The following is a 26,364-nucleotide window of genomic DNA, read 5'->3' as shown; positions in this document are numbered from 1 at the left end:
GAGGATAGGATGGAAGATCGGGTCGAGCGCCTGTCCAATTTGTTTAACGAGATCACCGCTTGGGTCATCGTCGAAATTGTGATCGCTGCGCTCATAACGTGGCTGGCCATCAAAGCTGTTTCTCGGGTTCTTCCAGTTGTCGCCGAAATTCTTCCAACATGGCTTCGTCAGACCACTCTCAATACAGTGCCGATCTTTCGTCTGTGCATGCTGTTGATTTTGGTGTTCTGGGTAACGCCACTTGTCTTCAATATAACGTTTCAGAACTTCATAGTGATCGGTGGCGCGCTGAGCGTGGCAATCGGCTTCGCCTTTAAAGATTTGGCCAGTTCGGTCATCGCAGGGTTCATCGCTTTGTTCGAAAAACCTTATGCGCTTGGCGACTGGATACGGGTCGGGGATGAATACGGTGAAGTCGTTAAGATCGGCATGCGCTCGTTCGGCATAAAGACGCCCGAGGACAGTATCGTGACTATCCCGCATGATCGAATCTGGACTGAGAATATAAGCAACGCCAACAGCGGAACTAGCGAGTTGATGTGTGTTGCGTCGTTCTTCCTCGCACGCGGTCAGTATCTGGGAAGTGTCAGCGATATTCTACGAGATGTCGCGGCTACGAGTGTATTTCTCAACTGGGAAAAACCTATCATCGTTGTATGCGAAAACACTTCATTTGGTGTGACCTATGTGCTGAAGGCCTACCCCTATGAACCAAGAGACCAATTTGCATTCGTGTCGGATTTGACAGAGCGAGGAAATTCAGAGCTGGCGATTGCTAAGATCAAATCCGTGAGCGTTCCCGATGAGTTCGGGGTACAACAGGCACACGAATAGTTGCGGTCGCGGGCGCAGTTCACAAGTAACGTATGCTAGGCTTACGGCCCCTAAAGGTCGGGCACAGAACTATTCGGCAGCGGTCTGAAACGGTACGGGTTCTAGAACTTCTGCTCGGCGTCGCGTGCCAGCGTCCAAAAGGCCTTTGTGAGTGCCACAATCAAAACGTGTTCCAGAAAATTTGAAGCCGTATAGTTGTCGGTCCAAAAGGTCCGAAGCGATCGCGTCGGTCAATTGATACTCTTCTCCGGCTCCTCGGGTGATGGACGAGAGGGCCAAGAAGATTGATGGGTCCAAAATATAGCGTCCAACCGCTGCGATCGACGATGGTGCATCCGTGGACAGGGGTTTCTCGACCATACTCTTCGCCTTGAACATCTTTGGTGTGTGGTCCTTTACGTTGAAAATCCCATATCTGCCTACGCTACTACGATCGACTTCCATGGCAGCAACCAGATGACCGCCTTCGTAAGCGAGTGCCATCTCTGGAAGAGCCGGTTCGCCTAAAATCACATCGTCAGGCAAGATAACGCCAATTGGTCCTGCCACGCAGTGCGGCTGGGCCATTAAAATAGCATGTCCAAGCCCGAGCGGGGCAGACTGTTCGACAACACTGATCTCTACGTGTTGAGGTGCCCCCGCTTCCATAAGCACGCTTGCCAAATCTGGCTTATTAAGCTGTCTGAGGGACTCGATTGCCTCGTCATCTCTGCTGACATAGTTTGCAATCGCTGGCTTACTTTGATGAGTAACAACCACAATTCGCTCGGCACCTGCGCCGCAGGCTTCATCAAGCGCAAATTGGAGAATGGGCTTGTCGAAGACGGGTAGCATCTCTTTTGGGGTGCATTTCGTAAGCGGTAGGAGTCGCGTCCCTTGCCCAGCTGCCGGTATCACAACGGTCTTCATTTCGTTCTCCGAGCTATTTTAGTGAGTTAACCCGGTTAGTGGCTCCGTGTTCCGAACAGACGGCCGACTTTGATATTTATCAAGAGTTAGCTAAAGCGGATCGCTATCCGGTCAGCTGCTGCGGCCGGTCTAAAAATTGAAGAAAGGCGATATCGGTGAGCGTCCGATGAACCCGACCTAACTGGGCGGTGCTGAGTGCGCTAAGTGTCCATTGAAATTAATGGACACTTAGGGGAGCCATTATGGGCAAGCGACGAAAGCGTTGGAGCTGGTCGGGTGAGAAGCGGGAGATTTGCCAGCAGACGTCGATGCCAGGTGTTTCAGTGGCTCAGGTTGCGCGCAGATATGCGATGAACGAGAACATGATCCATACCTGGCTGAAGGACCCGCGCTTCGCGCCAGTTGCGGAAGAGCTGGGTGATGACGCTATGTTCCTGCCTGTCGAGATTGAGGGCAACACCGTTCACGAACCAGTCTTTCAGGAGATGCTGGCACCGCCGCCAGCTGCGCCGCTGTCCGCTAACCGGATTGATATCACCTTGTCGGATGGACGGCGCATCGTTGTCGAGGGGCCAACTGCGCTGACAACAGTGATACGATCGGTGCAAGGTTTGGCGGTTTGATCCCGGTTCCCAGAAATACACGCGGCTGGGTGCGGCTGGTGTACGAGGATCAGGGCGATCCCTTCATCCTCGAGGCCGGCGATTGCGTGATCCAGCCGCCGCAGATCCGCCACCGCGTGCTGGAGGCTTCCGAGAACGTGGGGGTGCTGGAAATCGGCGTGCCCGCCGAGCACATCACAACCATCGACCACGACATAGAAGTGCCCACCGGGCGCCACGACTCCGTGCGCGAATGGGATGGCACGCGCTTTGTCCATCACAAGGCGGAAGGGGCCGAATGGACCCCCTGGCGCATCCCGGGCTGGGAAAGCCGCAACACCGGGATCGGCACCGCAACCAAGGGCGTCGCAGGCGTCCACGTCGCGCGGCCCGCCGATCCGCAGGGGGCCTGGACCAGCCACAATACCGACGTCCTCTTTACCTTCGTCAAGGAGGGCAGCCTGACGCTAGAGGTCACGGGCGAAGACCCCTACCGCCTCGAGGCAGGCGACGCCTTCGTCCTGCCGCCCTTCATCAAAGCGCGCTATGTGGACATGACGCCCGATTGCGAACTGATCGAGACGACGCTGGGCGCGGAATTCACGACGCAGGTGGGGTAGGGCGCGCGATGCGGCTTTTCCGAGAAGGGTGCAGGGTGTTAGAGTGCTTGCATAGTCAGCGCATTTGCAACCTGAAAGGGGCCGCACGCCATGTTTTCTTTCGTCTGGACTCAAGAGGGCCGCGCGGTCACCGGCACGCTGGTCAGTGACATAGCGCAGACGTCCCCTGGGGGCTACGTGTCCTTGATCTTCGGTTTCCAGCACCCCGGCGCGCAGTTTGTCGCGGCCGAGGCCCCGGGCCTTGGCGGGCCGAACACCAGGGCAAGTGGCGCCGAAATCGAGACGACCGTCAGGGTCGACGGCTACACGAGTGGCACGGGCGCGACCTTTGACGGCACCATCGACGCAGGAGAGCCGATCCTGACGGTCTCCTTTTTGCTGACCGGTCAAAGCACGATCTCCGTTATCGAAGAGCAAATCCGCGGGCTGCCCGGTGGCGTGGTGCTGGCCGCTGGCGTGGGGGTGGCAGCCGGTGGGCGCACCTACTTCAGCGCGCCGCTCGATGACGTACCGCCCGAAGGGCAGGTCAGGATAACGACCGGGGAGGGCGGCGATGACTACAGCGGGTTTGTCGATGTCCCCCTGACGGCGCAAACGGACCGCATCACGGACGCCGACGGAATAGCGAGCGACTTCACCTTTCAGTGGTACACGCTTGCCAATCGGACCGGCGGCTACCCCTCCACGGACAGTCCCATCGCGGATGCCACCGCTGCCAGCTACACGCCCACGAGGGCGGATCTCGGCACGCGCCTTGCCGTCGAGGTCAGCTATGTGGACGGGACAGGGCGCACCGAGACGGTATCCTACGAACAGCCCGGCTGGTCCATCAGCTACCTCGGCCGGACCGAGCAGGGCGACGACGCCGACAATATCCTGCGGGGCACGCCGGGCCTCGACACGCTGATCGGCGCCAAAGGAGGCGACGTCCTGATCGGGGTGCGCGGCAACGACCGCCTGTTCGGCGACGAGGCGGATACCACGGGGCAGGACGGAGCCGACAGCATCTACCGCCTCTACCTCGCGACGCTGGGCCGCGAGCCGGATGCGCAGGGGTTCGGCGAATGGGTGGCGCGGAATCAGGGCGAGGTGGGCTTCATCATAGATGCATATACGGTCGGCGAAATCGTCCCCGGCTTCATCGAGGCGCCCGAGTTCCGCGCGCTCTACGGCGACACGGACGACACCGAGTTCGTGACGCTGCTCTACCGCAACGTGCTGGACCGCGCGCCGGACCCGGAGGGGTTGGACGGCTGGCTGATGCGGATGAACGACTTTGGCTTGTCGCGGGCCGAGGTGGTGTATCTGTTTGCCGAAAGCGATGAAGTCATCGATGCGACGCAGGCCGACGCGACGGCCTATCTGGCACAAAGCCGCCAGACCTATTGGAGCGACGATGTCTTTCGCCTCTATCAGGCGACGTTGGATCGCACGCCCGATCTGGACGGTTTCTACGACTGGACCGCACGGCTGGCGGGGGACGCTGAGCTGGCGCAGGTCGCCGCGGGCTTTGTCGCCTCGGACGAGTTTCAGGCGACCTACGGGGCGCTGGACGACGCAGCCTTCGTGGACCAGCTTTATCTGAATGCGCTGGACCGTGCGAGCGATGCGGCGGGGGCCGCAGGATGGGTCGCGCGGCTGGCGGACGGGCAAAGCCGCGCCGAGATCGTCATCGGCTTTTCCCAAAGCGCAGAGTTCACCACCGCCACGGATCAGGCCCACGCCGACTGGATCGCCGCACAGGGCACGGATGATGAGCTGTACGGGGGTGCGATAATGGTGGGCGGCATCCTGTCGGATACTTTCGCCCTGCGTCTGACCGACGCGGAACAGAAGATCTACGATCTGGAGCCTTGGGACAGGATCGACCTGGGCGTGCTCATGTACGAAACGCCACAGGAGGCGCTGGCTGACTTCGTCGAAAAGGACGGGGGTCTATACTTGCGCAGGCTTGGGGGCGATGGACCTGTTGTCGATTTCTCACTTTCGCCGTTGTGGATCGCGGACAGGACCTTCGAAGACCTAAGCGCTGACATGATCCTGGTCTAGATATCCGACGGCGCAGACATTGCCCGTCCGAACGCCACGAATTTTACGATGAAGCGCCCCCCTCCGCGCGCGCAGGCTCACGCGGGGTAGTGCGTCGGAAACAGGGGCGGCCCGCCCTCAGACCTTGCCGTCAAAATCGGCGTGTACGAACTTGCAGTCGCAATAGACGCATTCCACAAACCCCCCGTCGCGCGGGATCTGCAACCAGACGCGCGGATGGCCCAGACCCCCTTCACCGCCGTCGCAGGCGATGCGCCAGGTGTTCACGATGCGGGTTTCGGGGGCCGCGATGGTCATCGGGCGCGTCCTTGGGGCTGATGCGGCGGTTGCCTCGATATGGCCGCTAGAAGGGCGCGGGGCAAGGGTGTCAATCAGGCGCGATCCGCAGCTGATAACAGTTGTTGCGCGCCGAACGGACGTGGATATGGCGCACCCGCGGATCGTCCAGCACCTGCGCGGCATAAGCGGCGATCCCGGCCTGCGCGACGACCTTGTCGGTGCCATAGACGATCCGCTCGTCCGCGCTGTATCCCTTCAGCAGATAATCGGGCGACGTGGTCAGGATCGGCGGCAGATCAGGCCCATCGGGATGACGCGCACAGGCGTCGGCACAAACGAACAGCGGACCACATTCGGCGTAAGGGTGCAGCGCCTCGAAGGGCCGGTGCGCCACGATCAGATAGGGCGCGCCTGCGGGTACATCTGTCAGGCAATGACGGCACGAGAGGGGTGGGAAGGGTCGTGAACCGCATGCTGTCTCTCCTGTTGTTTCGACCCGGACGTAGCCGAATTTCGCCACCCGCGCGAACCGGATCATGCTCAAATCCATCACGCGGTCGACAATGGTTCACCGTGGCGGGCGCAGCGGCTACAACCCTGTGCAAAAGCCAGAAAACATGTTGAGGCCCGTGAATGAGTATCCCAAAACCTGTCGTCCTGTGTATCCTCGACGGTTGGGGTGCGCGTGACACCCGCACGGGCAACGCTCTCCGATATCGCCAGGATGCACCGGTTCAAAGCACTTTTGACACACCATGATCGCACGGCGCTGAAACATGCTCGCGGACCCGTACCGATTTTTCCCCAGCATACCGTCAACGGACCCAGCACGTTTGGTACAATAGCTGGTTGGCGCATATGTTGAGATGAAAGGGGTGTCATCCTTGCATCGACGGCATTTGGACAGTCACAGACGTGCTGCTCTACCTTACTGGCTTGTGATTTGATTTTGCCTGTGTGGCTCGCTCGCACCGATGGACACGTCGCGCGTCGAATGTTTTGGGTTCGATACATCTTCATCACTTTGCGATGTTGTCACTCTGTCCGGATCAGACGTCAGCGGATGAGTCGCTGTTGACAGTCGTACGATCGCATAGATGAGTGTTTCGATCGGCGAAGGTCTAGGTCAAAGCCTAGAGATCGTTCGAAGGTAACTGATGTTTTTGCGCCCTGCCGCTATCCTAGGTTTGATACTAGCTACGGCCGCCAGGTTACAGACAATGCAATCTGGCGAAGGCGCGCAGATTTGTCCTGTTTTTCGTTTGCGCCGTTCAGTCTGTGTCGCAGAAAAGGACAACACAGCGTTGGACCTTTGCGGTCATGCGGGTAAACTGCATATTCGGAATTTCGAGGTTACCTATGTCAGAGAACGATGATCAAAAAGACGATAGCAAGCTCGCGATGATATCTCTTGCGTTGGTCGGGAGTTTTCACTTGATCCGTGACGATGACGAGGAACTTAAAGAAGCTGTTGCCACCCTGCGTTCTCTAATCGACAAACGCGTATCTGATGCTTTGGAAAAGTCAAAAAAGGAAGCTGAACAATTAGCATCTGACCGGTCGGACGGGTTAAGGTTCGTACGTGCTGAACTGGAGCTGAAGTCTGGAACGGGCAGGCGGCTCGCGCAGCCACGAAATTCACCATCCAAATCGACTGGCAGCCATGAGCGAGATGCAGCGCCAAAGCTGGACCTCGTGCTTGAGGAGCTCGATAAGCGCGGAACACAGAGCGGAGATATCACAGCTTACTCCGGTACCGTTGCATACAAAGATCATAAGGGAGCGGAGTACTATTTGCTCGTTTTGCCGAAGCGGAACTTGGAAATTGTTGTTTCAAATCAGCTGAATCATGCGACATACATCTCAGTGGGGCAACGGGGTTTGGATTTTTGGAACAATCGTTCGAAAATTGAACTGACGAACACACTTGGAATTACTACCGTCCTTTTCCGCAGCAGCGTTCAGTACCGTACGAAGATCGGTGAAGCATTGGATGAGCTATCCTACCAAAAGGAGTCATTCTTTGATGAGGAGCTTGTAGTCAGGCCGGAGGAGTATGATCCCGCCTTGGTGCGTGAATGCATTTCAGCGTACTGGCACGCTATGGGCCAGATGCCAAAACAGAACTCTGGAGAGATAAAGCAAGGACCGTATGCGAATGGTAAGACGACTTGGAAGGCCGTCGCTTCCTCACTGCGGAAAAAATCGCTCAAGGCCAAGCACCAGCCAGGTTCACCTCCGGTCCCAACCTTTGCCGAACTAGCCCGGGAGGTGGCTATCGAACTCGGAGTTTATGATGCCTACGTATTCCGCGACCTGCCTTTCTACGAAGACGGTGTTAGGCGAACGATACTGGACTATTTTGATCTCTATGGTGAGTGGCCGACAATAACGTCGGAGGTCGTTACGGTAGGACCGTACGCAAGCAAGACTACTTGGGATATCATCGACAATGCGCTGCGTTTGGGTCAGCGAGGCCTTGCCGGAAATAGGTCTCTCGTGTCCCTCCGAGATGTATTGAAGCGCGAGGTTGGTATTAGTTCGAATGACGGCACCGGATAGCAGGCTCCTCGAGGTCGACTTAAGAGATGCAGTCTTAAACTGGAGGTCCTCAGATGCCTGAATGGCTTGACAATATCGGGTTCGATTTTGAGCAGGGGGACTGGTTTATCCGCCTTGTCCTCGCCCTCAGCGCCGGAGCAATTCTTGGTATAGATCGAGAGGTACGTAAGCGCCGGGTCGGCATACGTACCTACATGATGGTCTCGCTCGGTGCGGCTATCTTTACGATTGTCTCTGTCGAAATGTCTCAAGACTTAACCGAACTGGGGCTATCGGGCGATCCGACCCGTGTCATACAGGGCATAATAGGCGGTCTAGGTTTTCTTGGTGCTGGCGCAATCATCCAGGGCAACCGTCGTGTCGGTGGAATGGTCACAGCTGCCAGTCTCTGGGTGGCCGGCGCACTCGGAATGGCGGCGGGGATGGGCTATGGTCTGTTTTCGATTGCTTGCGCCATTCTCGCTGCTGCTCTCTTGGCGGTGAGCTGCGTCATGGAGAATAGGGGGTCAGACGACAGACCGGACCTGCACTGAAGCCGCAAACCTACAGTTGAACAATTTTGATCGCGCAAGTTCGCACGAGCGATGGCGCGCCTTGGCAAATCCTTTGCTCGAAGCTTACGTATAGAGAGATCGTTCCAAAAGAATTTGGAACGGTCCCTTGCGAGGCGCGTCAACCAGCGACTTCTGCAACTTGAACCAGACCATAATCCAAGTAGGTAAAGAACGATGCGTTCGACGCCTCAGCAACAGAATGACATCAGGAAGGTCGATCCAGCCTGCGTTCCTCTTTCTCTAGCTTTTCGACACGTTTTGCTAGGGCTTCGTATTGCGTCTGCGCAAACCTGTACGCGTCGCTGTCGCCATTCATCGGGCGGATAGCTTCGTCGTAGTTCTCGAGCACCTTGCGTTCTTCGCGGATTATATCTTCGACCACGTCTTCGTCGTCGCTTGAGGCGAAGTCCCGTAGGGTCAGGAAATGCCGATGAGCCGCTGCGAAGAGTGTTCCGTCTTTACTCAAGTCTACGTCTACGCCGCGAAGAAAAGACCGGACTTCATCTGCCTGTGTCGCACGGTTCGACTGCATTTCGTCAAAGAACGATGTCAGCCGTGCACTATGGATCAACCCCGCGGCCTGTTCGTAGCCATCGCGACTGTCGACAAATGTTGTATGGAGGTCGCTGAGTGCTTCTGCTTCGTCCTTCAATTTTGTTCTCCAAGCTGACTTAGCATGCCAATTGGTTGCCTTTATAACAGCAACAGGTGGTGACCTGTTCCCGAACGAAACCAAAAGTCTACCTATCGAAACGCCGGGACTAACGAACGCTGTTCTGCGTTTCTCAGCAGTTGAGAATTATCAACTTAGGTGTCAGTCATGTGACGGGCAGAGATAATCAGTACGAAATTGGGCAATCTCTTCGAGCCTGCGTAGGTCATGTATTTGTACAACTGTGTTAGACATTGAGCAGTAGCCGCCCTCTCGAAGGTCCCGCATCACTCTACTAACGTGTTCGACTGACAACCCGCACGCGAGAGCAAGTGTAGACTGTTGTATAGGCAGTTCAAAAGAGGAGTCAGTGTCCATTCCGGCATGCATCAGCCTCTGCCTGAATTCACACAACAGATTGGCTATTGCCGGAAGTGCCCGCATCGCCGCATTTCGATATGTCCAATGCCTTTGTATTGAAGCGTCGATAAGGGTCATGAACCAAACTGTCCTGCATAGTTCTACGTCTTGATCAAAAATTTCTTGCAAAACAACGTGATCAAAAACCGCGACCTTTGCATCGGAGAGAGAAACGACGTCGTGATCCAACCGTTTGAGCGGGTAAGCGTGGAAGTCGACGAAATCACCCGGGACTTCAACTGCGACTAACTGTTTTCGATCTGTTACATCGTACGTGATGAAGCGGCCCATAAAACCTTCAACCAAAAATAAACTCTTTGAGAGTTTTGTCCCCCGCTCACTGAGGGTGGTCTTGTTCGGAACAGGCACGATACTTTCGCAGCAATCAACAAGCGTGCGCCATTGCTGAGGTGTCAAATGACGACTAAGGCCGATCTGGTTTAGATTATTTTTGTCCATAGTAAAACACAGGTAGCGCAACAGCTTAGAAAGCAAACGGTCCGTCTGATAGGTAGAAGCGCACGCATTGTACTGCGCAGCCCAGGAATAGGTTCAGCAGTGAAGGATAGTGACGCGGGTGTTCAACGAATGCTCTTCTCTCCCACGTAAGAAACGGTGGTTGCGGGTGACCACACATTGATTAGCACGGTCGAGTGAAGGCATTCCATGCGCGTAACGATATGAGCTCAGATAAGGTCTACCGGATCTTGCCTGACTGACCCACCTCGTTCAGCGTCCAGAAAAACATTCTTCGCTAGCGGAAATTGGTGTGATCGGCTTTCCAAAAAATGCATGAGGTAGCCAGCAGTATTTGGAAATATCATCAGATCGCCCGGACGTACACCATGCGGAAACTTCATCATTCGCTTCGTGAGCCATTCACTCTCCGTACAGTAGGTACCGGCCAGATACCCCTCCACTGGCTCCCTGCGCTCAGACGGACCAAACACCATGAGTGGATCTACCGCAAACTCGGAGAAGCCTGATCTCGATTGTGTCCTGTTCATCTGTACGCCTACCACCCGTGCGCCCTCACTATCCTCTTTGCAGAACGTTACCCGAGCTACCGTTATGCCACAGCCGTCGAGAAGAGATCGCCCCGGTTCACACCGCAGCGTAACATTTTCATTCTTCAATCGACGTGCGATTGTCGAGCCTCCGCTTTGTCCACCTAGAACTTTCGTCACCCACTCGGATTGCACTAGGTTCTGAGCGACCGGATAGCTGTCGATCGACCCGGCGCCCTGACCAGCCGTCTTCGTACGACCTAAATCACTGTTGCGGTGAGTGATGGCGGGCCTCGATCCCGCTAAGGCTGCATCCAACTGTGAAAGCCATTCCTGCCACTGATCAATCTGTTCAAGATAATTCATCGGGATACCTCCACCGATGTCGACGAAGAACGACTTATCTAGCGGGCGTTCCAGTGTTTTGAGCAGATCCAAGGTTTGTGATATCGCAGCTATTCTATCTTCGAAGCTGTAGCCGTGCAGATGAAAGTGCAGGCCATCGAGCCGCAGGTTTGAAGAGCGGTTAATACGTCTGGCAATTGCGTCAATTTTAGCCAGAGGAAAGCCAAATCGCGAATAAAGAGCCTTACCGTCCGTCACAAAGCCGTTCAGCCTCAGTCCTACGGATACAGGAAGATCTGGATTGATAGCCAACTCTTCCAAGAGAGCGAGTTCGTCAGAATTGTCTATGATGATCGTAACGCCGTTGTTGATGCAAAGGGTCATAAGGTCGCGATCCTTAACTGCGGCCGTACAGACGATCCGTGATCCGCGAACGCCAAGATCAACACACTGGGCGACTTCTGCCGTGCTTGCAGCATCAACTCCGATACCGAGGTCGCGGGCTGATTCCACATAGGTTAGACACTTGTTCGCTTTTCGAGCGAACATAGGCAGGAACGGCACACCAAATTCGCCAACGCAATCAATCAGGTTGTTGATGTTCCTGTGAAATGGGCCGTCATGCTGGACGTTAAGCGGCGCGCCGTGCGTATCACAAATACTGTGCAGCATCGTCGTGTCGCTCAGTAATTCGGTCATCCAGCTTTCGAGCCGGGGACGCAGGGGAACGACACCTTCACAGTTGGCGAAGAGATTAGATCGGTTTTTCATGTAGTGGTTTCCAAACCTTCAAGAGGGCACGAAGCGTATGGCCGCAATACACGAACAGCCCACTGTTCAGGATGATTGTGAAGTTTTCGCGAAAGAGTGTCGTTTCCTAGGACGCACCCTTCGGTCGAACGTCCAATGATCGAAAGTCCACGGATCACGTTTTGGCCTTTACATGCGTTTGCGCTTGCGTCGATTTTGACACCTCCAAGAGAACAGGTATCGAGGTGCCCATCTTCCAGTAGTTGAGACAGAGGTTCAGACAGGGCCAGACTACTACCGGAGGGTATGGTTGCGTTGACTGTACAGTCGGCTTTCGCACCACCCGAAATGTGTTCGAAGGTCAACATCCCCAATTTTTGAAGGCAAATGAGTTTGCCTAAACTGCTGGCTGGAGGACCAAACGCAATCCGCTCCATTTCAGCCGCGACCCGCTGGAAGAGGTTGGCGTCGGATTTCGAAAGATCGCGGCCTCCGATCCAATTAATTAGCGATGGGTAGCTACGTCGCCATACCTCCCCGAGGAACCAGATTAGGTCCGGCGCGCTTTTGCCGACCGCTATATTATATCCGGTTTCAATCTCGCGCTGAGCGCGTGCTGAGTCGAACTGTCCTGACAGCCTATGTGCAAATATTTCATTAACCTCCCAAAGTGGCAGATTTTGTATTTGACCGGCGATGGACTGGAGTGCGGGCCATACCTCGTTCTGGAAAGACGTCAGCTTGTCTTTCTCCAAGTCTTTCAGCAGTGGCGATAGCAGGCTGCGCCACTCCACTTCGTTCATTGGCGAAACGAACCGTGAATGATCTACTTTTGGACGCATCGGGCGACCTGATCTACTGAAAGGAGCTATCAAAGAGGGTTCCGCTCCAGAGGGTACGTACTCAAAGGATCCATTTTTCTCGCGAAAAGTGCCGCCGCGACCCTCAGTGAGTGCGAGTACCATATCTATAAATGTGAGTGCAAATCCTTTGCAGGTAACGGAACTATTGGGAGGGATGACCTCTGTGGTCAATGACTGGTTTACCGGGAACGGGGAAACGACTGTCCGAGGCGGGGTTTCTTCACCACGGCGGTTCCAATTTTGATGGCCGGTCGTAACAAGAACTTCACGAACTTTCACAGCGCCAGGTTCCAAAACCCAACCATCTTCGGTCGGCTTAACGGAAGTAACGCGTGTCTTATGTAAATTTACCTGTAGGTTTTCCGGTAGGCGGTCCAGCACCATAGAAAAGCACCAGTTGAGATACCGTCCTACAACGGAACGCGGTACGCAAGCTTGAGGTGATACCGGTGTTTGGCGCTCGGACAGCCAATCAATCAACGAAGGTCCCCGACCTCCTGTCCAAGCGTCTATGTGTTCCGCAGCATAGTTCATAACCAGGCAATCGGGCTGGTTCGGATCGTAGATCACGCCTGCGCCGGGAAAGGGGGCGGGTTCGAAAATATCAAGCTCAACGGCTGCCGATTTACGTTTTGCGGCCTCTGACAAACTATCCAAGGCGTAAAGGCCTTTCGGCCCGCATCCTACGATCGCGAGCCTCAGTGTTTGAGTTCTTGTCATCCGCGTTAGTCGTCCAATCCAGCTAGTTTTCTTATCTCGGCTTCAGATGTCCCCAATTCTCGTTGTATCCATTGCGTGTCGAAGACAGTTCCGAGGTAGCGCGATCCTGAATCATGTATAATTGCGACAGCGGTCTTTCCCGCCAGTTGGTTTTGCATACCACGAACTGCCTCGAGAACGCCGCCCCCAGATCCTCCTACTAGAAGACCTTCCTTCGCGACGGCTCTGCGGCAGCCTGCAACACAGGTCACGTCTGCAACACGTACGAGGTCGTCGAAGGTTTGGCCTTGGGCTAATTCAGGCAGCCGACCCGCGCCCATACCAGAAATCTTTCGTTTGCCAGCGGTACCGTTAAACAAAGTGCTTCCCATCGCATCTACAGCAACGACATTCGTTTTACGGCCTTGTTCCCGAAGATAATCGCGACATCCCTGCGCTGTACCGGTGCTGGAACAGGCGACGAACAAATAATCGACTTGATTGGGCAGCGCATCGTCTATCTCCACGATAGTGCTGCAAGCGTGTGCTGCCGGATTGTTCTTATTCGCATATTGGTTTGGCCAGTAGCGATCGGGAGATTCCCTCAGCAGTTTCGCGACCCGTTCAAGCCTGGCCGCTAGGAAGTCGCCCTCGACTGCGTGTTCGACCAATTCTATCTTGCCTCCCAAGGCTCGAATAATCTCGACATTTTGCGATTGTGCATTCGGATCGACAACGCAGATAAAGTTCAAACCGTGCACGGCGCAAGTTTGCGCCAAACCAATCCCCATGTTCCCTGAAGAGGATTCAACAACTGTGTCGCCTGGAACGAGCTGACGTTCTTTCAGCGCTTGTTCGATCATGTAGCGGGCGGGACGATCTTTAGCACTGCCACCAGGGTTGAGTGCCTCGATCTTGGCAATCAGGTTTACGTCAGTTTGGTTAAGGTATCTTTTTAGGCGCAAGAGGGGCGTTTTCCCAACAAGCTCTAGCACGTTCTCAGCGATTTCTGAGTTGCTCGAATAGGGACCGGTATCGATGTTTAGGTCGTCACGCATGCTCCCGATCTCCCGTCCCGCGACCAAGCGCAAAAATCTGCTTCCATACTTCGAAAGCTAAAAATTGAAACAGTACACGCATAGGCTATTCCTCAAAGTTCAGAAAGTGACTTGATGATGTTAAGGACTGTAAGATCCAATTTTTGTTGCACTACCTTTTCCCCGAAACCGCAGTAGACAGCTGCTTACAATAAGGGCCCCACGGTGAGACTTCCTTATCATCGGTGATGATCCGGGGGCCCACCTTGTGACAGGCAGCTGCGATGCCAGCGCTCATTTCGACCAGAACTCTCATCGAGGGAAGGGGCCGCCTCCCCCCTTAACGTCTTTGAGACGAACCTTTTTGCCTTATCCTCAGCAGTTTAAGTGTTTGCAATCGACCAACGTTTTCGTTCTTTTCGCCACGAGAGTTGTCAGGATGCCGCCTTGCGTCTTGCCAATAAATTCACCGACGTCCTGCAGGGTAGGAGGTTTGGTTTCTGGGGTGCAGTTTTCTCCATTCTTGCGACCAAATCGAGCCGTCAAGTCATTGCCATATAGCAAAACTCCCGCCCTGGATTTCAGTATTTTTGTAGGTGCATTAGCTCTACAACATGACACCTTCGGTCATCCTAGATCAGAAAACACGTTGGGTTTCGTCAAAAAAGGCAATATGACCCAAATTAACATGTATCAACTTACATGGCCCTGCTTGTCATCTGTATACCATCCATATGGATGGATTGCGAAGTGGGGAATTTTAGGCAGCTGCAAGACCGGCTTCCGGAGAAGGAGAAACCCTATTAGAGAAACCCCTTATCAGTGGCCCGGACGCAGGGGGCTAGACAAGTTCCAAACGGCAGACGACGAGAGGCTTTCCGGGAGCGTTTAATGGTCAACCGGGATGGGGAGAAATCAAGCTCCTGCAAGCCTAACGAGCAGAATGTATCAATAATTCAAGGTGAATGGCGCCTACGGCCGGCCCCTTGGTCCAAACTTGTTATCGCCTGACAGCTGCGACGGGCCTTTTCTGCCAAACGGTCAAAACCGACTTTGGTACATTCTGGCGCTGATCCGTACGCGGCGGAACATCTGCGGTGTACCGCGAATTACTAAAAGCTTCATCTCCTTGATCGGCGTCTCACTATATGCGCGCGCGAGTGCCCTCGGCGCTATCCAGTGTCTGACCTCTGACCTGCTTTGCCCACCCGATTATGCGAGGAAGGACATGATGAGAACCCGGACGAGCAAAATCAAGGAGGCAACGGAACTTGGCAAAATCATCGGTGCGGAGCTAATTTTTGCTCTGTAGGCGCTCAATACGCTTGAGATTTGGCATTGAGGCGGAACCTAAGCAGGAAGTGCCAGTTAGTTTTGAGAAGCGTACGATACTAACGGGGACGCTCTTATGGTGAACAGTTTGAGATCAACGCACTATGCGACCCTTTTGAGCGATCTGTTCAGGCGATGCTAAGCATTCTAGTCTGGATCGTTGCCAGTTTGGTAGTGGTGACCACGCTTTTGCCGTTCTTAAACTCGGTTCGATGGTGGGTCCGAATGTGGGATTTCCCACGCCTGCACATCGCTGCAGTTGCTTTTGTCGTACTGCTTCTGGCGATCTCTCCAATTTCAATACCGTTCAAGTCGGTGTTGATCACTATTGTATCCGCTGCACTTGGCTATCAAGTAGTGCACATATTTCCGTACACCAAATGGTCTCCTACCGAAGTATCGCTCACTGAAGCACCCAGCGTCGCCCATGAAGTTTCGCTGTTGTCTGTCAACGTGCTCATGGAAAACGAACGTCATGATGATCTATTGAAGCTTTTGGAACGTGAAGATCCTGACGTCCTTCTTCTTATGGAAACCGACGCAATCTGGGCAGATGCGCTTGAGCCTTATCTGGCGCGATATGGTACCGTCAGAACGCATATCACTGATGATCACTATGGTCTGATATTCGCGACGAGGCTTAAGGCACTCTCAGCAGAGCTTGTATGGCTATCACGCGATGATACACCGGCCATCAAGGCCTTACTGTGTGCTCCTAATAATACAAAGTTCAATTTTATCGGCCTACATCCCCGGCCCCCTGTACCCGGGAACGATACCAAGACCCGCGATGAGCAAATTCGCGAGGCCGCCCTAATGACATCTTCCGCCGAACGCCCGACAGTATGCATGGGTGATTTCAATGATGTCGCATGGTCATCGACTACTAAGCGCTTCAAGCACTATGCCGATTTTCGAGAACCACGGGTCGGGCGAGGGATGCTGTCAAGCTTTCATGCGGGATATCCCTGGATGCGTCTACCAATTGACCAGCTTTTTGTGACACAAGATATTGGGCTAACATCGTTTGCGCGGCTTGAGAACTTTGGATCCGACCACTTTCCCATTCATGCGACGGTCTTCTTTCCGACGCGCTGCGTGTTGAGTAGGGCATAAGAGCCACGACCAAAATTCGCCGATAGCCCGAAGGTTCGGCTGGATCTGAATAAATACTTGATGAGTGGGCTTACCGTCCGTTCATTCCGGTTCGCTTTGGGTGCCTATGGTTGAACTTGTATTTGTCCGCCAATAGCCCATTTACCGAGGGTGGGGCGTCGCATTCAATCGATCGCAGCACTTGGTTGTCCCAATGGCAATCGCAGCGCACCTATGAAGATCATCAGTCAATCCGCTCCAGCTTGGGCCTTGCGTTGATCCCGAGCGGTTCTGTGCAGTCTTCAAATGCCTTGCAGTGACAGAGGTCGCGCACAAGGGAGACTGGTCGGCTTGTCGGTGTATTCAGGACAGATACCATGCGAACGTATTTCGAGGAACAGTTCGTAGATATCGCAGTGCCTGTTGGTGGGATTAGCCGAAAGCGACAGAAGTCTATTTGGCGATCAGCTTATCCACGAAAATCTGGTGTAATTTGCTGGAAGTTGCTGCGCTGCCAGTATGAATCTTCCGGTTAACTTTTGCAGCGATTGACACGCCGCAAGGTTCCATGCGTTTCCATAGTTATACACAGAAAATGGACCGCCCAGAGGGCGGTCCTTGATTGTAGGCACCTACTATCGCTAATAAAACAAAGCTCTACGCATGTTCCATAAGAACTCAGAGCATCGCTTTGTTAGGTTAATCTGGCAAGCCGGCCAGCCTAGCGTTCGCTTAGTCGAGACCGAGTTGTTCTGCCAGCCGGATGCCGGGTTCGAGAACCTTTACTTCGGCCTCATTGTATTCCGGCATATTTTCAAGTTGTGACTGCGTATGCTCCGGCAAGATCAGTTCGTCACGACGAAGGATGAGCTTCTCAACCGGCACGGCGATTTCGTTTTCGCCCATACCGAGAAAGCCACCGACGCCCACGATTGCAACAAGCGTCTGACCGCGCACACCGATAAAATCTACTTCGCCGACATCTTCGCCGGTTTCGGTTGCAACACTGCGACCAATCAGGTCTTCCGCGGTGCGATCAAAAATCGGAAGGACCTTAACAGATTCCTGATAGCGAGAGCGGTCTTCTTCGCTCATGTTGCCCTCGGCGTCGGCATTGAAGTCTTCGAGCACGACGCGCGCCTGCATCTGTTCAACCTGAACGTCAGCTTCGCCGCCGTCTACGACGTTTACTTCAGCCTCTTCGCTTGTCACCGAAACATTGGCGTCGTCGCCTTGCTCAACGTTCACTTGAGCGTCTTCTTGCGTGACGTTTACTTCGGCTGCTTCTGAAGCTGTCACGTTTACCGACGCTTCACCCTGTTGGAATTCAATACGCGGCTGTGCTTCCTGAATTGTGATCTTTGGCTCCGGGCGGACAAACCGCACCACGGGTTCCGGCTGGTCGAGATCGATTATTGGCTCTCCCGTATCCACATCTACCTGGGGTTTTGGCACCATCACGGTGACCACAGGTTCAGGGATGACAACCGTAATTTGCGGCTGTGCCTGCTCGACTGTAATAATGGGAGCCTGTTGCCTGACGCGTACTGTTGGCTCAGGAACGACGACTGTGATTTCAGGTTGTGGCTGCTCCACGGTTACGACGGGCTGACCTTGTGTAACTTCGACGTTTGGATCCGGAACGGTGACATTGACCGTTGCATCTTCCTGTTCAACAACGACTTGGCCACCTTGAACGGGGACAGTTGTTTCATCAGTCCCGGTGGCAGATTGAGCGAACACGCCACCGGCGGTAAACGCGCCAATAGCGACGGTGCTCAGAAGTGTTTTCATAGTAGTATTCATAGTATTTTTCCCAAGACGGCCAGAAGCTCGAAGGCGTCGAATAGTGCTCCGCAAGTTTGATTCCGGTCTTTTGAATTACCGGTGAGAGTTCCGCAAAACCGAAGTTCTTGCAGTTTCCCCACGGCGGCCCAGAGTGACGATTTCGTCAATCTTTCAAGCTATTTACAAACTAGGTGGGTGGCGTCCGAAGTCGTTCCTGACCGCACTAAACTGGAACAGCTTTTTGGCACTTTCTTGTTAAACAATGTCTGATAATTGAATTCTGGAAACGGGTGGAGGACGTTTCATCTCTGCATGCTTATGGGCAGCAAGAAAAGCCTGTAAGACCCCACTTGACCGCCCCTTGAAATCTCACTGTCGCTGCTTGGATGCTCGAGTTCTGAAAAATATGAGTTCAAGATATTGACCCGAATGACCGCGTACTTACTCAGGTCAAACTTGCATTAGTGGGCCTAGAGGATGGATTGGGGGCGGTCCTGAATGAATTTCTTTTGGTGAGAATAAATCGGGACACGATCGATAATTTCGTCACTATAAGCACATTCTTTGCTGTTGCGTTCATTGAACCATGAGAGATCGACGTTGGTGTATGCATCGCGAAACTCAGTTTCCCGCTCCCAAGCTTGGCGTTTCATGAGTGTGTAGTAGGGGCGCTCTATTTCAAGACTGCCTTCGTCTCTAAACAAACGCAAAAGCTTATTTACATAGATCGGAGTCAAACCAATTGCCTGTCCTATTTCAACCTGACTGAACGGGACTTCAAATTTGTCTCCGAGCCCCAGCTTGTGTACATTCTGTCGTGCTCGCAGTTGAAGCAGGAAATGCTTCAAATTTGAGCTGGCGTCCATCGAACTCAAGCAAGAAAAGTGATATCTGAGCGCTAAGAGATCCAAGCAACTAATTGCTCTCAGCAGGGCGGCCAATCTCGGAAGCTCCTCCAACTTCTGCCAAAATGACGTTTTTGACATAGTACTGAGCATGCCGTCCTTCTGCATGGATACATGGTGAGTGGCTTGTTGAGAGCCCATTTCAGCGAGCCCGATAATATCGCCGGGAAAGTAAGTCTGAAGGATCCGTTCTCCGTTTCCTCTGCTGTACGACTTCATAACAGCGAATCCGGATTGAAGCATAAAAAGGTTATTTTGCCGATCGCCTCTCCTTACGAGACACTCACCTTTCTTGTACCGTTTTGAAGTCGTTTGCGCTTTCTGCAGAAAGGTCTCTTCTTGCTGTCCCAAGGTTGCGAAGTTGGACAGACGAACCGATAGGGCGCTTTGGCTGATACGCGGAAGCGAATGTTTTTTGACGTCCAACGAAAATTCTCCACAACTTGCGAGACAGATTAATAAATTACTGTGCATCTGCGCGATCTTGTTGTGCGCGTGATCCCGCGTTACACGGTTAAGGAACGTTCATTCGTCAACTTTGTTCCCTCCACTTGCGGTGACGCTGAGTACATTCGGTGGCTCGGGCTTGGTTTGAAGAGCTTTTACGTGGCATCGGGGTTGGTTTCAAAAAAGCGCAGGCGTCGGTCCGAAACTGACTGTAGCGTTCTGAAAAGATAGATAGTTCCGTATTTCGATATTGAATTCTAGGATCGGTCTACGGCTTCGCTCCTATCGGCCTGCCCGAAAGCTTTACGCCGAGACTGGCAGTTCGCGGTTTGGCAGTCACCTACGCCTAGGTTTAGACCGGTTCGAAGGAGCTAGGGCGCAACTATCGGGTTTAGCACGCAAAATTAAACCAGGCGAAGCACTTCGCAGCTACAGCCAGACACAGTACTATGGGTCGATAAATAGGTGCAGCGCTTATGTGGTATGATCAGTGGTATCAATGATACCTGTCTATAAGATAGTTTCGTTTGTACAAAGAGTTATGAGGTATTGCTTGGGGACTGAGCCTCCGCCAACTCCACATTTTTCCAGATTTCTTTCGATGCCGTTGGCGCGGTTTTTGGGTCCGGTAATTCGCGTTTGGGTCAGCTCTTAAACCCGGATGTCGATTTCTTAGGCGATTGTATATTTGACAAACCCGCAAGAGGCCGGCGAGACAGGTGGGGGGGCACCGTTGCGGACAGACTTTGGTTTGGGGGGTGCCAATCTTTTACAATCAACGAGGCAAGGGAGAAGGCGCTCGCGTATGATCGTCGTAATGATCGCTTGGCCGCGACCTGCGAAAGTACTCGCGGCTTTCGCAACTCAAGCGAAACCAGACCTCGGGGCCAGACCGACCGGCACTTGCAGATGGAGCGCGACGCTAAGAGGGCAGAGAATCCAGAACGCCTCACGAAATATGGAAAGGCCAGCAATTCAAGAAGACGCGATACCTCAAGCATCTAAGGTTCTACGAAGCGGTACTTGGTTCCGCATCTCTTAAGGCTCTTGAAGAAGGTTCGAGTATGAAGATCGCCATCACCGGCTCAACTGGTTTTATCGGAAGTTCAGTGACACGCTGTGCAATAGATCGAGGTCACCGTGTAACGCGAATAGTGAGGCCCGGGACGCCTGCTGGCAGGTCGAGTGATGCCGTGATTGATCTGGACGATGCGGATGGGCTGACTGAAATCGCGGCTGCGGTTGATGCCGTCATACACTGCGCTGCAAGCGATGATCCTGCGTTCCTGCCTCTGTTGAGACGTTCAACGGATGCGTTTCTGAAAGGACTGCCGCCGGGGGGAAGATTTGCCATGCAGGGGGGCAGTGCCGTGTTCGGAGATACCGGGCCGGACGCAATGCGGTCCCCTGTTTTTAACCCTCCGGCACCGCTTGAGCCGCGGGCCTCGTTCGAACGCGGTGTTCTCCAATTCGGGCGGTCAGATATCTATACAAGGATCGTCTATGGCTCTTTCGTTTTTGGGGGGCGCGGTGCCGCAATCCCTTCGACGCTCATTGCGGCGGCCATAGAGACAGGGTCCGCATTATACTTTGGTAAGGGTCAGCAGATCTGGTCGACTGTACACGTAGATGATCTGGGCAAACTTCTCGTTGATGCAGTAGAAAACAGGACGGTCCCGAATACCGAGCTATTCGCGGCCGCCCAGCCAATCGAGATCAAAGCGGTCGCTGAAACAATCGGCGAGGTTCTGGGGTGTTCGGCCCGCTCGTTGAACACTGATGAAGAAGCGGCACAGTTCGGTCCTTTTGCTGCGGTGCTGACGGTCCACCAACACTTCTCATCGCTTGTTGCACGGCGAAAATTCCGCTGGAATCCCGAAATTTCCGACAACGCAACCTCCATTTTCCGCTCGCTTGTACAGCAGGCTTCCAGAGCTAGCTTATGATCACGGGGCAACCGGGACCATGCGGCTGGCGTACTTATGTCATGACTGAACGATTGCTGAGGCAAGGAGTTTCAAAATGAGTATTCAAAGCAAGAACGAGAATGGTAGCTTCGGCTCCTTCGCTGAATATTGGGCCGACGGGGACTGGGCCCCGCATGTGAAAATGCTGCATACCGGCAAGCGCAATACGCACGCGCTTGCATTGCTGGAACAGCCAGCGGGCGCGTTCCCCGACCCTGCGATGCCTGAGTTTCACATTCAATTGGTACAGCGTGGCAACGCGAACCTCCGGATGTCATTTGAAGGTGCTGAAGTGCGCACGCAATTGAATGCGGGCGCGTTGTTCATGGCGCCGGCGAACACAAAGGTCGACTACGAAGTCGATGGCCCGCAAAAATTTGTTTCGCTGGCGATCAATAAGGCACTTGCCGATCGATTTAGAGATCAAGCCGACATCGACCTTCCCAAGGATTTTGGCCAGCTGCATGCACAGAAGTTCCACGACCCCATCGTGGAGGCGCTTATGCTGCGGATGCTTGACCAAGCTTTGCTTGAGCATCCGACTAGTGACCTGTTTCTGGATCAGGCGACAAATACGATCCTGACAACTCTTCTATGTCGAAGCGAGATCATACCGGTAATCGAAGAAGCGCCAATCGTGCTGTCGGACGACGATCTGGCAAAAGTTTCCGAGATGATCGAAGAGCAACTGGATGAAAGTTTCAGCGTTGCAGATCTTGCACGGCTCACATCACTATCGGATTGGCATTTTGGCCGCGCCTTCAAGAATTCGACGGGCCTTAGTCCGCATCAGTACGTCATGCGTCGTCGTATCGCACGCGCCAAGGAGATGCTTGGGAGTTCTAAAATGTCGATCGCCCAGATCGCCTACGCCTGCGGATTTGCTTCTCAAAGTCACCTCAATGACGTGTTCAAGAAAAAGGTAGGAACAACCCCCCGCATCTACAGGATGGAGAGGCGGAATTAAGCGGGAAGGGAGGGAAGCATTGCCCCGCGATGTGGATATTCACGGATTATTGAATTTGCGCGCGCAGCGAAAATGCGATGCGACGAGCAGCACAACATGGATCATTATCGGTGGCGAGCGGCGGCTGTGGACAGTGTTAAAGGGACGCAATGTCGGCTTAGGACGCGATGTGTAAATCCGGCCTTTATGGCTTTGCGGGTGCAGCGTATGGCGGACACCCCACTTCCCAAAGCACAGTTTCAATTGCGGCTAAGATGCAAGCCCTCGACCGAGCCTGACGGGAGCTTGGAACTGGTGTGCTAGACATACTGAAATGCTGACCCAGACGTCTGCAGTTGTAAGACAACGCTCAGTGGTATTTCGACACGTGGGTAAAATTGGTATGAAAACTCACACCGATATTCTGATCCGAGAGAAATCGCTATGCTTCAACCGTTTGGCTCCGACCTCTGGCTTTGCGATGGTCCGACTGTAACCGGGGCCGCGGGATTCAGGTTTCCCACACGCATGGTCGTAATCAGGCTTCCGGATGACGGCGGACTATGGGTTTGGTCCCCGGTCGCAGTTTCTCAGGAATTGAGGGCAGAAATAGACGCTCTTGGACCCGTTCGGCATCTCATAGCACCCAATAACCTGCACTATACGTTCCTGGCTGAATGGGCGGCGGCCTATCCGCTGGCGCGCGTTCATGCTGCGCCTGGCCTGTCAGAGACTGTTGCGGGGACTTCAATTCACCATCGGCTGGGCAATGTACCCGATCCGGAATGGTCAGACGCTTTGGACCAAGTGCTTGTGCCGGGAAATCGTATCACAACCGAGATCGTCTTTTTTCACAGGGACTCGTCCACCGTGATCGTTACAGATTGGGTTCAGCAAATCCCTTCGGGTTGGTTTCGCGGTTGGCGTGCGCTTGTCGCGCGGCTTGACCTCATGACCGCCGCAAGCCCGTCCGTCCCACGCAAATTTCGCCTCGCAACAACTGACAAAACCGCCGCGAGAAAGGCCGTGCAGTACATCCTTGAGTGGGAACCGGAGCGTCTCGTCTTCGCACATGGTGCGCCCCGAGCCACCGACGGGCTGCAAACTCTGCGGAACGCATTCCAGTGGTTGTTGAGGTAGGCGGCGGTCTAACCTCAAACTGACGAAAGCCGGGCTGCGCGTTCTTAGGATGCTGCGCTGCGGCCGATCTGACTCTTGCAAAGAGCCCATGTTGACCGATGCTGCAAACCGCATGAATGGCTGCTTTCCCGAAAGGTCAGTGGCTCTGAGTCCTAGTGTATTTGCCGCGCAATACCGCCAGTATTCCCAGTAAGACACTGAATGAAACAAGTGGCCACGACAGTGCAAAGAAGAGTTCAGAACCACTGTTGGGATATACAGGTGAGGGCCCCTCTGGAACGGTACATGCAGATTGACCCAGTAAGAGAATTTCAAAACTCAAGCGAAACGAAAACCAAACTTGCCATAAGATGATTGGAAAGACCGGAAGGCAAAACAAAATGATAGAACGGGCTCTCGACGACAACCACAAACCGAGTAACGCCACGCAATAGAGCGCAAGTGAAAGAACTACGCCGTACAGTCTATCGGCGTCACCTTGCGTACAGGTGCCAGCAACGCGTGCGATCCCGTATTGCCTGCCGCAAGGTAAAAGAACGCGATTGAGAGTGGCTGCCAGAGTTCCATCTAGAAACCCTAGTACTAGATACTCGATGAGTATACGTCTAGCATCACCGTCAAAAGCGGACGTAGGTGCGGATGCGACGAATTGGCGCTTTGTCCCGCGATGTGTGAGATCACTCAGTTCTGGAGCTCGCTCGCGCAGCGAATGACCGGAATGCGGGCTGCGACCGCAGAATGCCAGCTCAGGGCGCGACGTTGGCGATTATGTAGAAGATCGCCATGTCGATTTAAGACAAGTTTGGTCTATCATCGAAAGGGCCAGATCATGAAAACCGAACCGAGCCTATTTCAGACAGCACTGCTTGCGACCGCGTTTAACCACGAGGCAGGAACTACCGGCAAATGTACGCGTTAAACCTGAAACTCAAAGTCGATATTTCAGGAGATGATCATGACTGCGTTCCAACACGGCTCAATCCACTCGATCCCGACAACCACAGCAGACGTTCACGCCTTCAAAATCGAAGGCCATGTTGATGATGATGATATGGAAGCGATGTCGAAATACATGAATGATGTTTTCGATCAGGCCCCGGGCAAAGTCAGCATGCTGCTCGACCTGAGCAGCATGACGGGTCGCGATCTTGATATCATGTTTGACGACGATGTTCTGAAAGCACAGGTTCGGTCCTGGTCCAAGGTTGCGCGATATGCGGTTATCGGTGCGCCCGAAAGTGCAGCAACAATGATCAAATGGGCCGATAAGGTCATTCCGGTAGAAGCACGTGCATTTGATAGCGCCGAGACTTCTTCCGCTTGGGAGTTCGTAGGAGCCAACCCGCAAACGGTCTGAGATCGATGCGATAGGGCGAGGCTTCTCGGTTCCTACCGGTTTTGGCACCGCGGAGCATTTGCCGGTCTGCCAAGTATTGGCAGACCAGTAATTGTCTGCATCTCACTTCATGGTCTTTGCAGACTCCGACAATCAGATCCGCTCAGGGCGACCCGGCCCGATTTCTGCCGAATTTGCGGGTTGGAAGCATCATAACGGCTGCTTCCCGGATGCGATATCAGATCGAAAACTTGTTCTGGTTTAATGAATTGGATGTTCTTTGCCTGACCGGAGAGGCGAGAGGGAACCGTAGGCGATCTTTATCGTTTTGTCGTCACAACGCCCCACGGTGGGGCGCTCTTACTACATAATGAGGAATATCGATGAAACGCTTTGCATCTCTACTGCTTGCAGCCGGAATGGCTGCTGGTCCTGCGCTGGCGGAAAGCCACTTGGATACCGAAAATCTGATCCGGTCCCGCGACATCACCGGTGGTGATATCTACACGCTGAACGGTCCCATGGACGAAGACACCTGGGGCAACTGGGAGGCCGACGGCGTTGGACCAGACTGGAACGATATCGGCGAGATCGAGGATATCATTCTCGACCGTGAGGGGCAGATGATCGGTATCGTGGCAGAGATCGGCGGTTTCCTCGATATTGGTGACAAGCATGTGCTTCTCCCCATAGAGGATATTCGGCTGACGCCTGTTGACGATAAAACCTTCGTCATCGTCACGCGCAAAACCGAGGAACAACTCGAGGAAATGGACGCGGTCGATGAAGGTTGGTGGAATTGAGGTTTTACCCTGAAATGAACTCGTTTCGGGGGGCATCCAATTGCTCCCCGTCTCCACGACCCCGATCCCGAGCGCTGCGGCGCTCGAAAAGTGCCACTCCGAGCTAGCACCCACTGCGAAAACCGAAACCGCTGCGCCAAAAGTCGAAGACGCGCCGATGCTCATGATATTGCTCGGCTGGTTTAGAATAGCAGCTTGAGTGATTGGATACGCTCAACACTAACGTTCTTGTCGCCACGGAAGGTGTCGGAACCCCGCCTTGCGTCTCCGCCAGTAAGCTCACCGACGTCCTGCAGGGTAGGGCGGTTGGGGGCAGTTTTCGCCACTCTTGCGCACAGATAGAGCCGTAAATCCATTGCCGTAAAGCGGAACTCCCGCTCGGGATTTCGGCTTTTTTCTTGGTTCATCTACTCTACTGCCAGA

The 26,364-nt window shown here is 53.9% G+C and carries 22 protein-coding genes; 12 read left to right on the top strand and 10 right to left on the bottom strand.

Annotated features, from left to right (window positions below):
• Positions 1-9 precede the first annotated feature (9 nt).
• Entirely contained in the window at positions 10-834 is an 825-nt protein-coding gene (locus K3756_RS11150; RefSeq protein WP_259987391.1) for a mechanosensitive ion channel family protein, read from the top strand.
• Positions 835-903: 69 nt separating this feature from the next.
• Here the strand turns inward: K3756_RS11150 and K3756_RS11145 are convergent, their stop codons facing one another.
• Complete coding sequence (locus K3756_RS11145) at positions 904-1,743, bottom strand: UTP--glucose-1-phosphate uridylyltransferase (RefSeq protein ID WP_259987389.1); 840 nt, start codon at positions 1,741-1,743, stop codon at positions 904-906.
• 242 nt (positions 1,744-1,985) lie between these two features.
• On the opposite strand from K3756_RS11145, the gene tnpA reads away from it, so the two are divergent.
• From tnpA to K3756_RS11130, 3 genes are all read left to right on the top strand, one after another.
• Entirely contained in the window at positions 1,986-2,366 is a 381-nt protein-coding gene (tnpA, locus tag K3756_RS11140; RefSeq protein WP_259987387.1) for an IS66-like element accessory protein TnpA, read from the top strand.
• A complete protein-coding gene (locus tag K3756_RS11135; protein WP_259987385.1) occupies positions 2,363-2,965 on the top strand; it encodes a hypothetical protein in 603 nt (200 codons plus the stop codon). The genes tnpA and K3756_RS11135 overlap by 4 nt, the downstream gene beginning before the upstream one ends.
• Before the next feature lie 90 nt (positions 2,966-3,055).
• Positions 3,056-5,014 carry a DUF4214 domain-containing protein gene (locus K3756_RS11130; protein WP_259987383.1) on the top strand — a complete coding sequence of 653 codons (1,959 nt, stop codon included), beginning with the start codon at positions 3,056-3,058 and terminating at the stop codon, positions 5,012-5,014.
• Between the two features lie 117 nt (positions 5,015-5,131).
• Here K3756_RS11130 and K3756_RS11125 read toward each other — a convergent pair whose 3' ends face one another.
• Together K3756_RS11125 and K3756_RS11120 are read right to left on the bottom strand one after the other, a co-directional pair.
• Positions 5,132-5,311 carry a zinc-finger domain-containing protein gene (locus K3756_RS11125; RefSeq protein ID WP_259987381.1) on the bottom strand — a complete coding sequence of 60 codons (180 nt, stop codon included), beginning with the start codon at positions 5,309-5,311 and terminating at the stop codon, positions 5,132-5,134.
• A 70-nt stretch (positions 5,312-5,381) separates the two neighbouring features.
• Entirely contained in the window at positions 5,382-5,831 is a 450-nt protein-coding gene (locus K3756_RS11120) for a DUF1203 domain-containing protein (protein WP_259987379.1), read from the bottom strand.
• Positions 5,832-6,727: 896 nt separating this feature from the next.
• Between K3756_RS11120 and K3756_RS11115 the strand changes: the two genes are divergently transcribed.
• Positions 6,728-7,855: a hypothetical protein gene (locus tag K3756_RS11115; protein ID WP_259987377.1), complete on the top strand. Its 1,128-nt coding sequence runs from the start codon at positions 6,728-6,730 to the stop codon at positions 7,853-7,855.
• Positions 7,856-7,908: 53 nt separating this feature from the next.
• Complete coding sequence (locus K3756_RS11110; protein ID WP_259987375.1) at positions 7,909-8,388, top strand: MgtC/SapB family protein; 480 nt, start codon at positions 7,909-7,911, stop codon at positions 8,386-8,388.
• A gap of 226 nt (positions 8,389-8,614) precedes the next feature.
• On the opposite strand, the gene K3756_RS11105 is transcribed toward K3756_RS11110, so the two are convergent.
• The 5 genes from K3756_RS11105 to sbnA form a co-directional block, all read right to left on the bottom strand.
• Positions 8,615-9,061, bottom strand: coding sequence for a PA2169 family four-helix-bundle protein (locus tag K3756_RS11105; protein WP_259987373.1), 447 nt, complete (start codon positions 9,059-9,061; stop codon positions 8,615-8,617).
• 162 nt (positions 9,062-9,223) lie between these two features.
• Positions 9,224-9,940 carry a Crp/Fnr family transcriptional regulator gene (locus tag K3756_RS11100; protein WP_259987371.1) on the bottom strand — a complete coding sequence of 239 codons (717 nt, stop codon included), beginning with the start codon at positions 9,938-9,940 and terminating at the stop codon, positions 9,224-9,226.
• Positions 9,941-10,167: 227 nt separating this feature from the next.
• The gene (locus tag K3756_RS11095; RefSeq protein ID WP_259987369.1) at positions 10,168-11,604 is read right to left on the bottom strand and encodes a Y4yA family PLP-dependent enzyme; all 1,437 of its coding nucleotides are present in this window, start codon (positions 11,602-11,604) and stop codon (positions 10,168-10,170) included.
• On the bottom strand, positions 11,601-13,166 hold the full coding sequence (locus tag K3756_RS11090; RefSeq protein ID WP_259987367.1) for an FAD/NAD(P)-binding protein: 1,566 nt from the start codon (positions 13,164-13,166) through the stop codon (positions 11,601-11,603). Before K3756_RS11090 ends, K3756_RS11095 begins: the two co-directional genes overlap by 4 nt.
• Before the next feature lie 5 nt (positions 13,167-13,171).
• Complete coding sequence (gene sbnA, locus K3756_RS11085) at positions 13,172-14,203, bottom strand: 2,3-diaminopropionate biosynthesis protein SbnA (RefSeq protein ID WP_259987365.1); 1,032 nt, start codon at positions 14,201-14,203, stop codon at positions 13,172-13,174.
• A 1,536-nt stretch (positions 14,204-15,739) separates the two neighbouring features.
• On the opposite strand from sbnA, the gene K3756_RS11080 reads away from it, so the two are divergent.
• Complete coding sequence (locus tag K3756_RS11080) at positions 15,740-16,630, top strand: endonuclease/exonuclease/phosphatase family protein (RefSeq protein ID WP_259987363.1); 891 nt, start codon at positions 15,740-15,742, stop codon at positions 16,628-16,630.
• Positions 16,631-17,341: 711 nt separating this feature from the next.
• Here the strand turns inward: K3756_RS11080 and K3756_RS11075 are convergent.
• Together K3756_RS11075 and K3756_RS11070 are read right to left on the bottom strand one after the other, a co-directional pair.
• On the bottom strand, positions 17,342-18,403 hold the full coding sequence (locus K3756_RS11075) for a PRC-barrel domain-containing protein (protein WP_259987341.1): 1,062 nt from the start codon (positions 18,401-18,403) through the stop codon (positions 17,342-17,344).
• A 464-nt stretch (positions 18,404-18,867) separates the two neighbouring features.
• Positions 18,868-19,728: a Crp/Fnr family transcriptional regulator gene (locus K3756_RS11070; RefSeq protein ID WP_259987359.1), complete on the bottom strand. Its 861-nt coding sequence runs from the start codon at positions 19,726-19,728 to the stop codon at positions 18,868-18,870.
• Positions 19,729-20,813: 1,085 nt separating this feature from the next.
• Between K3756_RS11070 and K3756_RS11065 the strand changes: the two genes are divergently transcribed.
• From K3756_RS11065 to K3756_RS11045, 5 genes are all read left to right on the top strand, one after another.
• Complete coding sequence (locus tag K3756_RS11065; RefSeq protein ID WP_259987357.1) at positions 20,814-21,695, top strand: NAD-dependent epimerase/dehydratase family protein; 882 nt, start codon at positions 20,814-20,816, stop codon at positions 21,693-21,695.
• A gap of 76 nt (positions 21,696-21,771) precedes the next feature.
• Positions 21,772-22,683, top strand: coding sequence for an AraC family transcriptional regulator (locus K3756_RS11060; protein WP_259987356.1), 912 nt, complete (start codon positions 21,772-21,774; stop codon positions 22,681-22,683).
• Positions 22,684-23,106: 423 nt separating this feature from the next.
• Positions 23,107-23,802, top strand: coding sequence for a DUF4336 domain-containing protein (locus K3756_RS11055; protein WP_259987354.1), 696 nt, complete (start codon positions 23,107-23,109; stop codon positions 23,800-23,802).
• Between the two features lie 955 nt (positions 23,803-24,757).
• Complete coding sequence (locus K3756_RS11050; RefSeq protein ID WP_259987352.1) at positions 24,758-25,159, top strand: STAS/SEC14 domain-containing protein; 402 nt, start codon at positions 24,758-24,760, stop codon at positions 25,157-25,159.
• Positions 25,160-25,521: 362 nt separating this feature from the next.
• Positions 25,522-25,941, top strand: a complete 420-nt coding sequence (locus tag K3756_RS11045) for a PRC-barrel domain-containing protein (protein ID WP_259987350.1) — start codon at positions 25,522-25,524, stop codon at positions 25,939-25,941.
• Positions 25,942-26,364 lie beyond the last annotated feature (423 nt).

This window comes from Sulfitobacter sp. S190, assembly GCF_025141935.1.
In the GTDB taxonomy this organism is placed as follows: Bacteria; Pseudomonadota; Alphaproteobacteria; order Rhodobacterales; family Rhodobacteraceae; genus Sulfitobacter.
The sequence above is the reverse complement of the archived record's forward strand: the minus strand, read 5'-3'. Positions and strand labels throughout refer to the sequence as shown.